Source organism: Testudinibacter sp. P17/SS/0325 (genome assembly GCF_053570765.1).
Genome location: NZ_CM131635.1, coordinates 228,131 through 242,748, shown reverse-complemented (window position 1 = coordinate 242,748; position 14,618 = coordinate 228,131). Strand labels below are relative to the sequence as shown.

13 protein-coding genes are annotated in these 14,618 nt (G+C 47.5%); 6 read left to right on the top strand and 7 right to left on the bottom strand.

Going from position 1 to position 14,618, the window contains the following annotated elements; genetic code table 11:
* Positions 1 to 169 precede the first annotated feature (169 nt).
* The 5 genes from ileS to murJ all read right to left on the bottom strand — a co-directional run bounded on the left by ileS (position 170) and on the right by murJ (position 7,606).
* Positions 170 to 2,992 carry an isoleucine--tRNA ligase gene (gene ileS, locus ACWA50_RS01130; RefSeq protein WP_431053507.1) on the bottom strand — a complete coding sequence of 941 codons (2,823 nt, stop codon included), beginning with the start codon at positions 2,990 to 2,992 and terminating at the stop codon, positions 170 to 172.
* A 140-nt stretch (positions 2,993 to 3,132) separates the two neighbouring features.
* Positions 3,133 to 4,257 carry an SEL1-like repeat protein gene (locus ACWA50_RS01125; RefSeq protein WP_431053506.1) on the bottom strand — a complete coding sequence of 375 codons (1,125 nt, stop codon included), beginning with the start codon at positions 4,255 to 4,257 and terminating at the stop codon, positions 3,133 to 3,135.
* A 104-nt stretch (positions 4,258 to 4,361) separates the two neighbouring features.
* A complete protein-coding gene (locus ACWA50_RS01120; protein ID WP_431053505.1) occupies positions 4,362 to 5,054 on the bottom strand; it encodes a tetratricopeptide repeat protein in 693 nt (230 codons plus the stop codon).
* Between the two features lie 17 nt (positions 5,055 to 5,071).
* Positions 5,072 to 6,007 carry a bifunctional riboflavin kinase/FAD synthetase gene (gene ribF, locus ACWA50_RS01115; protein ID WP_431053504.1) on the bottom strand — a complete coding sequence of 312 codons (936 nt, stop codon included), beginning with the start codon at positions 6,005 to 6,007 and terminating at the stop codon, positions 5,072 to 5,074.
* Between the two features lie 30 nt (positions 6,008 to 6,037).
* Entirely contained in the window at positions 6,038 to 7,606 is a 1,569-nt protein-coding gene (gene murJ, locus ACWA50_RS01110; protein WP_431053503.1) for a murein biosynthesis integral membrane protein MurJ, read from the bottom strand.
* Positions 7,607 to 7,964: 358 nt separating this feature from the next.
* Between murJ and rpsT the strand changes: the two genes are divergently transcribed.
* Complete coding sequence (gene rpsT / locus ACWA50_RS01105; protein ID WP_431053502.1) at positions 7,965 to 8,231, top strand: 30S ribosomal protein S20; 267 nt, start codon at positions 7,965 to 7,967, stop codon at positions 8,229 to 8,231.
* A gap of 81 nt (positions 8,232 to 8,312) precedes the next feature.
* Here the strand turns inward: rpsT and ACWA50_RS01100 are convergent, their stop codons facing one another.
* A complete protein-coding gene (locus ACWA50_RS01100; protein ID WP_449343125.1) occupies positions 8,313 to 8,957 on the bottom strand; it encodes a YtjB family periplasmic protein in 645 nt (214 codons plus the stop codon).
* 144 nt (positions 8,958 to 9,101) lie between these two features.
* Between ACWA50_RS01100 and serB the strand changes: the two genes are divergently transcribed.
* The 4 genes from serB to ACWA50_RS01080 all read left to right on the top strand — a co-directional run bounded on the left by serB (position 9,102) and on the right by ACWA50_RS01080 (position 12,655).
* The gene (gene serB, locus ACWA50_RS01095; protein WP_431053500.1) at positions 9,102 to 10,055 is read left to right on the top strand and encodes a phosphoserine phosphatase; all 954 of its coding nucleotides are present in this window, start codon (positions 9,102 to 9,104) and stop codon (positions 10,053 to 10,055) included.
* Positions 10,056 to 10,108: 53 nt separating this feature from the next.
* A complete protein-coding gene (locus ACWA50_RS01090) occupies positions 10,109 to 10,600 on the top strand; it encodes a YajQ family cyclic di-GMP-binding protein (RefSeq protein WP_431053499.1) in 492 nt (163 codons plus the stop codon).
* A 34-nt stretch (positions 10,601 to 10,634) separates the two neighbouring features.
* A complete protein-coding gene (locus ACWA50_RS01085; RefSeq protein WP_431053498.1) occupies positions 10,635 to 10,814 on the top strand; it encodes a DUF5363 domain-containing protein in 180 nt (59 codons plus the stop codon).
* 326 nt (positions 10,815 to 11,140) lie between these two features.
* A complete protein-coding gene (locus ACWA50_RS01080) occupies positions 11,141 to 12,655 on the top strand; it encodes a carbon starvation CstA family protein (protein ID WP_431053497.1) in 1,515 nt (504 codons plus the stop codon).
* Between the two features lie 176 nt (positions 12,656 to 12,831).
* Here ACWA50_RS01080 and gapA read toward each other — a convergent pair whose 3' ends face one another.
* Positions 12,832 to 13,842, bottom strand: coding sequence for a glyceraldehyde-3-phosphate dehydrogenase (gapA, locus tag ACWA50_RS01075; RefSeq protein ID WP_431053496.1), 1,011 nt, complete (start codon positions 13,840 to 13,842; stop codon positions 12,832 to 12,834).
* A 294-nt stretch (positions 13,843 to 14,136) separates the two neighbouring features.
* Here gapA and msrB point away from each other — a divergent pair, with 294 nt between their 5' ends.
* Complete coding sequence (gene msrB / locus ACWA50_RS01070) at positions 14,137 to 14,529, top strand: peptide-methionine (R)-S-oxide reductase MsrB (RefSeq protein ID WP_431053495.1); 393 nt, start codon at positions 14,137 to 14,139, stop codon at positions 14,527 to 14,529.
* The last annotated feature ends 89 nt before the right edge of the window (positions 14,530 to 14,618 follow it).

Here is a 14,618-nt window from a genome sequence, read left to right as displayed (position 1 = left end):
CATGTTTATCGAAATACGCTATAGAGGGGCGGATTAACTATCCGCCCGAACCAAATTTTATATTTTTCCATTGCAGATTAAATGCTTATACCGCACTTCGTAAACGGGCGGATAGTTAATCCGCCCCTACTTTGTCTTATAAATCAATCTGATGTACTTTACGTTTACGTTACGCAAACTTGCGCACTTCGCCTTCGCCGGCAACGTTTTCCACACAGCGACCGCACAAATGCGGATGTGCCGGATTCAAGCCGATGGTGTCGGAGTAGTGCCAGCAGCGCGGGCATTTTTCCTGTGGTGAGCGGATCACTTTCACCGCCAAACCGTTCAATTCACCCACTTCGACATCGGCTTGCGCCAACGGTTTTACTTCGGCTTTCGAGGTAATCAATACAAAACGCAATTCGTCGCCCAACTGTTGCAGCAACGGTTGTAATTGTTCATCGGCATAAACGGTCACTTCCGCCTCCAATGCCGAACCGATCACCTTGTCATTACGCGCCAATTCTAGTACACGGTTGACTTCCGACCGCACTTTAACAATTTGCTGCCAGTAAGCGTCGTTCATTTGCGCTTGTGTATCCAAAGCGAATAAGCCGTCGTAAAACTCTTCGGTAAACACAAATTCGCCACGCTCGCCCGGCAGATATGACCAGACTTCATCGGCGGTAAACGACAGAATCGGCGCAATCCAGCGCACCGCCGCTTCGGCGATATGGTAAAGTGCGGTTTGGCAGCTACGGCGCGCGAGGCTGTCGGCTTTGGTGGTGTATTGGCGATCTTTGATAATATCCAAATAGAACGAGCCCATCTCGATTGAGAAGAAGCGCATTAAGCGTTGCACGACCAAATGGAATTGATAGCTGTCGTAGCTTTCCGCAATCTCTTGTTGCGCTTGCAATGCGCAATCCACCGCCCAGCGATCCAATGAGATCATCTCGTCCGCTTGCACCATGTCAGTCTTCGGATCAAAACCGTTCAGGTTTGCCAACAAGAACCGCATGGTGTTACGGATACGGCGATACATATCGGCGGTGCGCTTAAAGTGGTCGTCCGACACCGCAATTTCGCCGGTGTAATCGGTCGAGGCAACCCATAAACGCAGAATATCCGCACCGTAGGTGTTCATCACTTTTTGCGGCTCAATGATATTGCCGATCGATTTCGACATTTTGCGCCCTTGCGCGTCAACGGTGAAACCGTGGGTCAGCACTTGGCGATACGGCGCTTTATTATCGGTGGCGGTGGAGAGCATTAACGAGGACATAAACCAACCGCGATGTTGATCCGAACCTTCCAAATACATATCCGCCGGCTGCCCGTTGAATTCAGGACGTGCCGCAACCACCGTGGCATAAGTTGCGCCGGAATCGAACCACACGTCTAAGGTATCGGGCACACGGCTGTATTGATCGGCTTCGTCGCCCAACAATTCTTTCGGATCCAGATCCCACCACGCTTGAATACCGCGCTTTTCCACGCGTTTTGCGACTTCTTCCAACAATTCCAGCGAACGCGGGTGCAGTTCCTCGGTTTGTTTATGGATAAACAACGCCATCGGCACGCCCCAGGTGCGCTGACGGGAAATACACCAGTCAGGGCGGTTTGCCACCATGGTTTCGATCCGCGCTTGCCCCCAGTCGGGAATCCATTGCACGCCTTTGATTTCGTTGAGTGCCGCTTGGCGCAAACCTTGGGTTTCCATGCCGATAAACCATTGCGGCGTGGCACGGAAAATAATCGGGGTTTTGTGTCGCCAGCAATGCGGATAGCTGTGCGCAATTTTTTGCATTTTCAGCAACGCGCCGGTTTCTTGCAATTTTTCAATCACCACCGGGTTGGCTTTAAACACATTTAACCCGGCAAAAAATTCGGCTTTGTCGTTGAACGAACCGTCGTCATTGACTAAATTCACCATTTGAATGCCGTATTTTTGCGCCACATTGTAGTCGTCCAAACCGTGATCCGGCGCGGTGTGTACCAAGCCGGTACCAGCTTCGGTGGTAACGTGATCGCCCAAAATCAACGGCACGCTGTAGGCATAGAACGGGTGGTTAAAGCGCAGCAATTCCAACTCCGCGCCTTTTGCCTCGCCGACAACCGCATAATCGCTCATGCCTAATTCTTTGGCGACGCTTTCAACCAACTCCTTAACCAAGATTAAGCGTTCAGTTGTTTCACCGTTCACTTGCACGAGTTGATAAGTCAGTTCAGGATTGATCGAGATCGCTTTGTTTGACGGCAACGTCCACGGCGTGGTGGTCCAAATCACCGCGGAAATCGTGCCGTTACCGCCGGCGTTAAATTTCGCTGCGACCGCACTTTGATCTTCCGCGGCAAAACGCACATAGATTGACGGCGATTTGTGTTCTTCATATTCCACTTCCGCTTCCGCCAATGAGGAGGCGCAATCCAAACACCAATGCACCGGTTTATAGCCTTTGTACAGATGGCCGTTTTTAATCACCTTGCCTAAGGTGCGGATAATATTGGCTTCGGTGTCGAAATTCATGGTTAAGTAAGGATTATCCCAATCGCCTAAAACCCCGAAACGGATAAAGTCGGCTTTTTGTCCTTCCACTTGCGACGCGGCATATTTGCGGCACTCTTCACGGAATTGCGCCGCGCTAATTTTTTGATTCGGTTTCCCGACCAAGCCCTCGACTTTCAGTTCAATCGGCAAGCCGTGGCAATCCCAACCCGGGATATACGGCGAATCATAGCCAAGTGCGGTTTTGGATTTTATGATGATGTCTTTCAGAATTTTATTCACCGCATGTCCGATGTGCAGCGTGCCGTTGGCATAGGGAGGGCCGTCGTGCAGGATAAAACTTTTTTTGCCTTTCGCCGCTTGGCGGATTTTTTGATACAGCGCTTGCTGATACCAATTTTCCAACATTTTCGGCTCACGCTTTGCCAAATCCCCACGCATCGGAAACCCGGTTTCCGGCAGATTGAGGGTGTTTTTGTAATCAACTGTAGTTTCAGACATTGTGTATTCCATGTTTTTAAGCAAATAATCGCCACATTATACGCAAAGTGCGGTGGGTTTTCGATAGTTTTTGGATAAGTCGTTATAGAAAAAAAGCAGGGCTGGAAAACAAAAGTGCGGTTTTGCAACCGCACTTGAACTCACTCTTTCTTCATCATCTGCATGAGTGTACGATAATTATTACAGCCGGGTTGGTTTTGGTTATCGCAGGCTTTACGGTACCAGATTTCGGCTTGTTTGAAATCCTGGGTCACGCCGAGCCCCTCGCTATACATCACGCCCAGACTGTTTTGTGCCGGCGGACTATTTTGCTCGGCGGCTTTTTGCAGCCAGTGCACGGCTTGTGCATAATCGGCTTTCACGCCTTGTCCGGCGCGGTACATCAATCCGAGATTATATTGTGCCGCCGGGTAGCCTTGATCTGCCGCTTTTTGAAACCAACGTAGCGCTTGCGCATAATCTTGTGCGACCCCTTGTCCGTCATAGTACAGCAAACCAAGATTAAATTGCGCCAAGGTAAATTCCTTATCCGCGGCTTTTTGAAACCATTGCCGCGCTTGCTGATAATCCGGATTTCCAGCCTTCCCGTCACGGTACAGCACGCCGAGGTTATATTGTGCCAGGGTGAAATCTTGCGCAGCGGCTTTGTGATACCAGTACAACGCTTGCGGATAATTCGGGGGCATCGCTTGCACATCGCTATACAGCGAGGCGAGATTATACTGTGATTTGGCGTCGCCTTGTTCTGCCGCTTTTTGAAACCAATGCCGTGCGAGCGGGTAGTCCTGTTTAACGCCTTCGCCTTCGCGGTATAACACGGCGAGCGCATATTGCGCTTCAGCCAGATTTTGTTCGGCGGCTTTTTGCAGCCACTGTGCGGCGAGTGCATAATCTTGTTTAACTTTCAGATACAGGTAGGCAAGGTCAAATTGTGCTTTGGCATGGTTTTGCTCAGCCGCTTGTTGCAACCAATACAGCGCCTGAGAATAATCTTGTGGAACACCAATACCGTCACGTGATAGCTGCCCAAGCGCATATTGCGCCTCGGCGAAGTTTTGCTCGGCAGCTTTTTTAAACCACATGACCGCTTGCCGATCACTCTCTGTGCCGCTGTCAGACAGAAAATAGTGATCGCCCAGCTCAAATTGAGCTTGCGCATCGCCTTGCGCTGCACGGGTTTGCAACTGTGCCAATGATTTCGCTTGTGCGACTAACGGTAAACTTAATACTAAAGCCAAAAGTGCGGTATAAAAATATTTCAGCATAAATTCCTCATCCTAGATTAAACGTTTAATTTGAAGATGCGCAGTCTGATCGTGGGACGGTTGCGGATGTTGGCAACTTGATGGCGCCGACCGCACTTTGATCTTTAATAACCTTGTTCACGGAGTGTACGGTAATTATCACAGCCGCTCTGTTCACTGTTGCCACAAGCTTTAGCATACCATTGTTTTGCTTTAATAAAATCTTGTCTTACCCCTTGCCCATTACTATAGAGAACACCCAGATTATTTTGTGCCTGAGGATTGCCTTGTTCTGCTGCTTTTTGATACCACTGTATGGCTTGTCGGTAATCTTGTTTTACTCCCCGCCCATCATCATACATCATACCCAAATTATATTGGGCTGAAGAATGACCTTGTTCCGCTGCTTCTTGATACCATTTAACGGCTTTTTGATAATCCTGTATTATTTCCGATTGCTCATAGATAACGCCTAAATTATATTGTGCTACAATATCGCCTTGTTCCGCCGCTTTTTGATACAATTCAACAGCTTGGTGATCATCTCGCGTTACCCCTTGTCCATGGTTATACATAAAACCTAAATTATTTTGTGCATAAGCATGACCTTGTTCAGCTGCTTTTTGATACCATATTGCGGCTTGTTGGTAATTTTGTTCAACGCCTTCACCGGTATTATATATCACGCCTAAATTATATTGTGCATCGACATCGCCTTGTTCTGCTCGGACTTGCAATTGTTCAAACGATTCCGTTTGCGCGCTTAACGGTAAACTTAAGCATAAAGTCAAAAGTGCGGCATAAAAGTATTTCAGCATAAATTCCCCATTCAAGATTAAACGTTCAATTTGAAAAAATCTTTCGCAGTTTGTACATCATTGGCGATCTGTTGTTTCAACTGTTCAAAATCGGCGAATTTGATTTCGTTGCGCAGTTTATGCCGCAATACGACTTCGAGCGGTTCGCCGTAAATTGCGCGTTGAAAATCGAAGATATGCACTTCCAGTAGCGGGCGTGTGCCGCCATCGACGGTGGGGCGGTTGCCGATATTGGCAACGCCGAAATGCTGCTGACCGTACTTGTCGATAATTTCGACGGCGTACACCCCTTGAATCGGATTGACTTGGCGGTGCAGGTGGATATTGGCGGTGGGGAAGCCGATGGTGCGTCCCAATTTTTTGCCGTGCGCCACTCGTCCGCGAATGCTATAAGGTTTGCCTAACATTGTTTCCGCCAAAGCGAGATCATCATCGGCAAGGGCTTTGCGGATTAAGGTGCTGCTAATCCGTTGTGCGTGCAGCGCAAAACTATCGTTGTTTTCTACCGTGAAACCGAATTGTTTGCCTGCGTGTAGCAAGGTTTGGAAATTGCCTTGCCGTTGTGCGCCGAATTGGAAATCATCGCCGATACTGAGAAATTTGACTTGTAATTTATTGACCAAATAATCTTGAATAAAACGTTCGGCGGAGAGACTGGCAAAAGTGCGGTTAAAGCGAATGCACAGCACATAATCGATTGCGGCTTGTTGTAAAAACATGAGTTTATCACGCAAACGCATTAAGCGTGCCGGGGCATTTTCGGCGGAAAAAAATTCGTTCGGTTGCGGTTCGAACAACATCACCACCGTCGGCAAGCCCAGTTGCCGCGCTTTTTGTTTCAAGTGGGCGAGAATCTGTTGATGTCCCAAATGACAGCCGTCGAAATTGCCAATCGTCAGCGCACAGCCTTGTGGCAGTAAGGGTAAATTATAAATCCCACGGATTAATTGCATACGATATTCCAATCAAAAGATAGCCCGAAATTAATGGCGGAAATGCTGTTTGCGCACGCCGAACAGAGCCAATAAGATAAAATAAACCAACGCCGCGCCGAAGATCAACCAAGCCAACCAATGAATACGTTGAAATAAACCCATTGACGCCCATGCGTTCAGTGTCGGTGAGTAATAGAAAATAAATGCGCCCATGCCGAGTGCCGCCCCTAAAAGGCGCAGCGCAAAGATTACGGTGGTTTTGCTGAAATGGTACACACCGTCTTTTGCCAGCCCGTGATAGAGCAGATATGCATTCAGGGTGGAAGACATTGCCGAGGCAATCGCCAAGCCGACATAACCGAACGGAATCGCCAACAGGTTAAAGCCCATATTGCTCACCATCGCGATAATGCCATAGCGCACCGGCGTTTTGGTGTCTTGCCGGGCGTAGTAGCCGTTGGCGAGAATTTTGATCAACATATAACTCAGCAGTGCGCTGGTGAACGCCCATAACGAATACGAAGCGGCGATCACATCACTCAATAAAAAACTGCCGCGCATAAACAGCACCATTAACATCGGCTGCGCCAAAATCGCAATCCCGATTGCCGCCGGAATGCCGAGCAGCAAAATCATACGCACGCCCCAATCCATGGTATCACGGAAGGCTTGGCTCACGCCGAGTTGATCGGTATCTTTATTGACATGGTGGCGTGCCAGCGTTGGTAAAATCACCGTCGAAATCGCAATGCCGAACAAACCAAGCGGAAATTCAAGCAGGCGGTCGGAATAGTACAGCCAACTGATCGAACCGGTCATCAGAAAACTGGCGATAAAGGTGTCTAACAGTAGGTTGATTTGGCTGACCGACACCCCGAACAGCGCAGGAATCATCAAAGTGCGGATCTTCTTCACGCCCGGATCGTTCCACGCCCATTTCGGTTTCACCAGCATGTTGGCTTGTTTTAAAAATGGAATTTGGAATAAAAATTGCAGCAGACCGCCAAGGAAAATCCCGATTGCCAGTGCCATATCCGGGCTTTCCATCCGCGGCGCAAGCAAAAGTGCGGTGGCAATCATCGCAATATTGAGCAACACCGGCGAAAACGCCATCACGCCGAATTTGCCGAGGGTGTTTAAAATCGCCCCCGACAACGCAACCAGCGTGATAAACCATAAATAAGGAAAGGTAATTTTTAACAACAATGAAGCTTGTTCATATTTATAACCGTCCGCGCCGCCGTTGAGCCAATCCATGAACCAGCCTGTGCCGAAAATCGCCGCAATCACCGGCGAGCCGACCATCGCAATGACGGTGACAATCGCCACCAAGCCGCCGAGCGTGCCGTTCACTTTGGCGACAAATTCTTGCGTTTGGCTGAGATTACCCTCTTTGCGGTATTCCGCCAACACCGGAATAAAGGCTTGCGAAAACGCACCTTCGGCAAATAAACGGCGCAAAAAATTGGGGATACGGTTGGCAAATAAGAAAATATCGGCAGCCGCGCCGGCACCGAGCAAATTGGCGATCACCACGTCGCGGATTAAGCCGAGCACGCGCGACAACAGGGTCATGCTGCTGACGATGATGCCGGATTTCAATAACGGTTTACTCAAAACGGGATCTCTGATGTTGTGATAAGGGAATAGTTGTGGCTAATTGTATAGAAAATTTGTTTTTTAGCTATATTCCACACAAAAAAACTGCTAAAATCGCCCCCCTATGTGTGAAATAACGTGTTAGGTAGAGCGTGCGAAGTCGGGAATGATGACGAAAGCGGCTCTTTTGTCCGAACCCTGTTTTCGCTGTGGCTACAACCCTAAATCGTGTCTTGTTGCGGCAATACACGGCGATAACGAACAAAGTGCATATTACTATTTGGCAAACGCATATTGACAAACGCATAGAAAACAGGCATATTCTACGCCTTTATTTTTATGTCCATTTTTTACAGAAATTTTTGGGAGTTTGACCTTGGCTAATATCAAGTCAGCGAAAAAACGTGCGATTCAATCTGAAAAACGCCGTCAGCACAATGCAAGTCAACGTTCTATGATGCGTACTTACATCAAAAAAGCCTACGCAGCCGTAGCGACCGGTGACAAATCCGCAGCCGAAACCGCATTTGTCGAAATGCAAAAAGTGGTGGACAGAATGGCTTCTAAAGGCCTGATCCACGCGAACAAAGCTGCTAACCACAAATCTAAATTAGTTGCGCAAATCAAAAAATTAGCCGCTTAATTTAATTTGTCGTTAAACAGATTTTAAATAAAAACCGCACTTTGAATCGAAGTGCGGTTTTTTATCACCTCAGAATCACGACTAAGCTTTAAACCGTCGCCGTTTGGAATGGAAACGCTGTGCCGAACCCGGCTTGCTTTGTCCGCCGACCGCACTTTTGTTTTCTTGGGTGATAATCAGGATTTTCTGCCGTTTACGCAGGAAATAGTGAATGCTACTGGCGAACAGCGCCCCGGCTAAGAAGATGATAATCAATTCGCCATAAAGGTGATGGAATAGGGCGTTGATTTTATCTTGCGTGGTTTGCCCCCCGTATTGGGTATCGAACGTCACGCGCAGATAGCCGAGTAAGCCGCGCGTCGAGGAATGGATTGGTTCAACAATTTGTTGTGTATTGCCGTTTTCCTGATTGTCGGGATTGTCCAAGCCGATACGATCGCGAAAATTAACGTTGTTGCCGCTTTGCGCCAGAATCACGCCTTGTGCCGAATAAACCGTGGCATCGAGCACGAATTCTTGTAAGCGGAATTGATCCAAGCTTTCGCTCAGACTTTCCGGTTTCGCATTATTTGCCAACAACACCGACATCAGATTCGCCTGTTGCCGCACCAAGGTGTGCGACAGATAGGAGACTTGATTGACACTGGCGAGCTGCGAACCGACTTTAAATTGGTTCACGCCGTACAGAATCACGCTGGTAATCGCGCCGCAAGCCAAGATAATCATCAGCAATAGTACCGATTTGATGACCTTTTCTTTGTTTAAATAGACCAATGCCGCCTCTTATAAATGTTCAAATGCGTGAAATTATGCTATTAATACCGTTTGATAAGAACGGAGTATAGCATAGTAAAACAACTTGGAACGAGTATGCCGCAACACAATCTCAATACGATAACCGATTTTTGCACAAAATTACCGATCGCCTTGAACGGTGAAGCCGGCGCAGCAAGTGCGCTTCGACCGTTTGTGCTGTACGGAAAAACCTTAGACAAAACCAGCCTGTTCGCCTTTGCCGAGCAGATACAACAGCCGTTACTGCTGTGCGATGTTTGGCTGAGCGAGCAGACGCTGGCGGTGATCCTAAAAGGCGATTATCAATCAGAGTGGCGCAATATCGCCAATCAACTGGGCTGCGATCTCGCACCGTTAAACGGCGAAGTGCAGTTGCAAACGGCGGGTTTATTGGTAATGGATATGGATTCCACCGCGATTCAAATCGAATGTATTGATGAAATTGCCAAGCTGGCTGGCAGCGGCGAGTTGGTGTCGGCAATCACCGAACAGGCAATGCGCGGCGAATTGGATTTCGAGCAGAGCTTGCGCCGTCGGGTCGGCACATTGCAAGGCGCGCCGGAGCAGATTTTACAGCAAGTGCGGTCTACATTGCCGCTCATGCCGGGCTTGGAGCGGTTGTTGCAAGTGTTGCAACGGCACGGTTGGCGTATCGCAATTGCCTCAGGCGGCTTTACCTATTTTGCCGATTATTTAAAACAACGCTTAAAGCTGGACGCAGCGGTGTCCAATCAGCTGGAAATTATCGACGGCATATTGACCGGGCAAGTGATCGGGCAGGTGGTGGACGCAAACGTTAAAGCGCAAACCCTTAACCGTTTGCGTGAACAATTTGGTTTAAGCAAGCAACAGACCATTGCGATCGGCGACGGCGCAAATGATCTGCCGATGTTGGCGCAAGCCGGTTTGGGCATTGCGTTCCATGCCAAACCGAAAGTGCAGCGGCAGGCGCAAGTGGTGATTAATCACGGCGATTTGACCGCACTTTTGTTATTATTAGACGCCAATCAACGTTTGCAAACGTTATAAATATTAAAAACCATAAATTTGAGCATAAATTTGAGATTGAGGAGAAAGAGAGTATGCCTTCTTTTGATATAGTATCCGAGGTAACCGCACACGAAGTGCGCAATGCGGTGGAAAATGCCAACCGTGATTTGAGCAACCGCTGGGATTTCAAAAACGTACACGCCACGATAGAGCTGAATGAAAAAGAGGTCAAAATCAAAGTCAGCAGTGAGTCGGATTTTCAGGTCGAACAGTTGTTGGATATTTTGCGCAACGCCATGATTAAACGCGGTATCGAGCATAATTCGTTGGATATTGACGAACAGTTTGAGCACAGCGGCAAAATTTACAGCAAAGAAGTGAAAATCAAACAAGGGATTGAAAGCGAGATGGCGAAGAAAATCACCAAGTTGGTGAAAGACGCCAAAATCAAAGTGCAAACCCAAATTCAAGGCGATCAAGTGCGGGTGAGCGGCAAATCCCGCGATGACTTACAAGCGGTGATTCAACTGGTCAAAGGCGCGGAGTTGGGGCAACCGTTCCAATTTAATAATTTCCGCGATTAATTGGCGTTGCTCAATTCTTTATTCAGGAGGCAAAATGACAGAAGCAAAGAGTGCACCACAGAAAAAAAGCTGGTTTAAACGTGCATTGGATAAATACGACGCGTTTTGTAAAGAGGTGGGCGCGGATCAGGGCGGCGGTTGCCGTCGTTGTGTGCCGATCGTCAGACAAGATCCGGAATTAGAGAAGAAAACACCACCAAGCGAAAATAAATAGCTTGTTATTGTTTTACTATTGATAATAGCCCTGCTTTGGTTTGCTTTAACTGAAGCAGGTTTTTTTCTTATCTTGATCGCGCGATCTACAGTGTTTTTTGCGTACTGAGCGAAGATGATGTCCCTTGGTCAGAGGCGCTAAAAACAGAAACTCAAGCGAAGAACATGATTATTTGTCCGTTTCTTGCACTGCAGTCTGGGTAAATTGTGTTTTTTATCACATTTCTGGCATAAAACTATTCAATATTTTTTTACATTTCTTTCACTCGGCATAAATTCTGATAGAATGCCCGCACCCTAATATGTCCAATTTTTGAGGTGCTTACTATGTTATGGTTTTTTCTCTGCGTTGCCTTGTTGCTCGCTGGTTATTTCATCTACGGTTCGATTATTGAGCGTATCTTCAAAATCAATCCGTCCCGTGCCACCCCGGCACACCATATGGCTGACGGGTGCGATTATGTGCCGATGTCAAAGAAAAAAATTTGGTTGATCCAGTTGCTGAATATTGCCGGAACCGGGCCGATTTTCGGTCCGATTCTGGGGGCGTTATACGGTCCGGTGGCAATGTTGTGGATCGTTTTCGGTTGTATTTTCGCCGGTGCGGTGCATGATTATTTCTGCGGAATGCTCAGTATTCGTAACAAGGGCGCCAATATTCCGTTTTTAGCCGGAAAATACTTGGGACAGCCGATTAGACACTTTATGAATATCTTGGCAATTCTATTGCTGTTGTTGGTCGGCGTGGTGTTCGTGGCAAGCCCGGCATCGCTGTTAACCAACATTACCGGTGATATCCTGAATTCCGGTGCGGTTGGCGCAGGGGCGGTTAACGAAAGCGCCGGTACGAACAATGCGCAAATCTTGATGATTTGGACCGGTATTATTTTTGTTTACTACATCGTCGCGACGTTAGTGCCGATTGATAAAATTATTGGTCGTGTTTATCCGATTTTTGGTGCGTTGTTACTGTTTATGACCATCGGCATGCTGTTCGGTTTAATCTTCGAAGGTATTCCGTTCTTCAGAACGGTCGGTATGGATGTTGATTTTGGCACCTTCTTGCAAAACCTACATCCGAAAGAGCTGCCGATTTGGCCGTTATTGTTCATCACCATTGCCTGTGGTGCGATTTCCGGCTTTCATGCAACGCAATCTCCGTTAATGGCACGTTGTACCGAAAATGAAAAAGAAGGCCGTTTTATTTTCTATGGTGCGATGATTGGCGAAGGGGTGATTGCCTTAATCTGGTGTATGGTCGGTTTGAGTTTTTACGAATCTTCCGAAGCGATGAATGCGGCGATTGCCGCCGGTACGCCGTCGAAAGTGGTATATGACTCTGCAATCGGTATGCTGGGCGTATTCGGCGGTATTTTGGCGGTGTTAGGCGTGGTGATTCTGCCGATTACTTCCGGCGATACTGCTTTCCGTGCCGCACGTTTGTTGATTGCCGATTTCTTCCACATGGATCAACGCAATATAGCCAAACGGTTGATGATTGCGATTCCACTGTTTGCGGTCGGATTTATGGTATCAAAAGTTGACTTCTCCATCCTGTGGCGTTATTTCGGTTGGGCGAACCAAACCACGGCAACGGTGATGTTGTGGGTGGCTGCGGCGTACTTATACCGTTACAATAAATTCCACTGGGTATGTACCATTCCGGCGATCTTTATGACCACCGTTTGTTCGACCTTCCTTGCTTATGCGCCGATTGGCTTTGGCTTAGAATATCAAACGGCAGTCTATGTCGGCTTTGCAATTACCATTGCGGTTACCCTTGCCTTCTTCCTGATGTTAAAACCGATTGCCAACGGCGATCCGGATTCGGAAGTGGCTTAAAACTAAGCCAGATTAAAGAGCACAAAACCTTGTCATATTTTTGGCGAGGTTTTTTGGTATTGATTATTAGCGGGAAAACGGCTGGCTATTTTTAGGTTTAGGCTTTAGGCAAAAAAATACCGCACTTTGGTGTTGAACCGAAAGTGCGGTATGAATGGGGTGGCTTAACAGCGCAATTATTTAGCGATGTGAGCAACCAAGTCTAATACTTTGTTTGAATAACCGGTTTCGTTATCGTACCAAGAAACCAATTTCACGAAAGTGTCGGTTAATGCGATACCTGCATCCGCATCGAATACGGAAGTCAAGGCACAACCGTTAAAGTCGGTAGAAACAACGGCGTCTTCAGTGTAACCCAATACGCCTTTCAATTCGCCGTTGAAGGTTTTACCTTCGGCTGCGTCTTTGATTGCCGCTTTGATTTGCTCGTAAGAAGCTGGTTTTTCCAGGTTAACGGTCAAGTCAACAACAGACACGTTCGGTGTCGGAACACGGAACGCCATACCGGTCAGTTTGCCGTTTAATGCCGGCAATACTTTACCGACCGCTTTGGCGGCACCGGTTGAAGAAGGGATGATGTTTTGTGCCGCACCGCGACCGCCGCGCCAGTCTTTTGCAGAAGGGCCGTCAACGGTTTTTTGGGTTGCCGTGGTGGCGTGAACGGTGGTCATCAAACCGTCTTTGATACCGAAAGTTTCATGAATAACGCGAGCCAGAGGGGCTAAGCAGTTAGTGGTGCATGAAGCATTGGAAACGATATCTTGGCCAGCATATTCGCCGAAGTTTACGCCGCTAACGAACATTGGGGTGTTATCTTTTGACGGACCGGTTAAAACCACTTTTTTAGCGCCGGCAGTGATGTGTTTGCGTGCGGTTTCGTCAGTTAAGAATAAACCGGTCGCTTCAACCGCAATATCAACACCGATGTCGTTCCATTTCAGGTTCGCAGGATCACGTTCAGCGGTAACACGAATGGTTTTGCCGTTAACAATTAAGTTGCCGTCTTTCACTTCAACGCTACCGTCGAAACGACCGTGAGTAGAATCGTATTTCAACATATAAGCCATGTAATCAACGTCGATTAAGTCGTTGATACCAACAACTTCGATGTCATCGCGTTGTTGAGCTGCACGGAAAACGATACGACCGATACGGCCAAAACCATTAATACCAATTTTAATTGCCATGAGATTTTTACCCTTGATTAAGTTTAACAAAATTACTACATTTAGCTGCTATTTCGCCTAAAAACGTTACATTTTGTTTCATTTTCGTGCGTTATAGCGGTTTCATGTAACTCTGTGAAGTATATCACAGGTTTGCCTTGCTTCGAAACAACAAATTCTTGAGGCAAGTCAAGATAGCGAAAAAAATATAGCAGATAATGAATGTCGGGTATAGGGGCAGAAAATCGAGATATTTTGTTGTATTTTGTTTTAGAATGAGACGGAATTCAGGTTTCGATATTAACGGGGAAAAGGATGAAAACAAGAGCGCGGTTGAACGCCGAACAGCGGCGGGTTTGCCTCGAGCAAGGCACGGAATTGCCGTTTAGCGGGAAATTATTACGGCAGCAGGGTGTCGGGCTGTATCGTTGCTTATTATGCGATACACCGCTTTTTTTATCGGACACCAAATTTGATGCCGGTTGCGGTTGGCCGAGTTTTTACCAAACGGTGTCGGAACAGGCGATTCGCTATCTGGACGATTACAGTTTGGGGCGCCATCGCACGGAGATTCGCTGCGGCAACTGTGATTCGCATTTAGGGCATGTTTTTGACGACGGTCCGCCGCCGACCGGGTTACGTTTTTGTGTCAATTCGGTCTCGTTGGTTTTTGAAGATCGGCAAAGTGGCGAAATAATCGAAGGTTAGCGGCGGTAAAATGTGATTTAGCTAGCATTTTTCCACATCGGATTATAACAGCATTATCCTTTTTGCGTATCTTGATTACAATAGAGCTT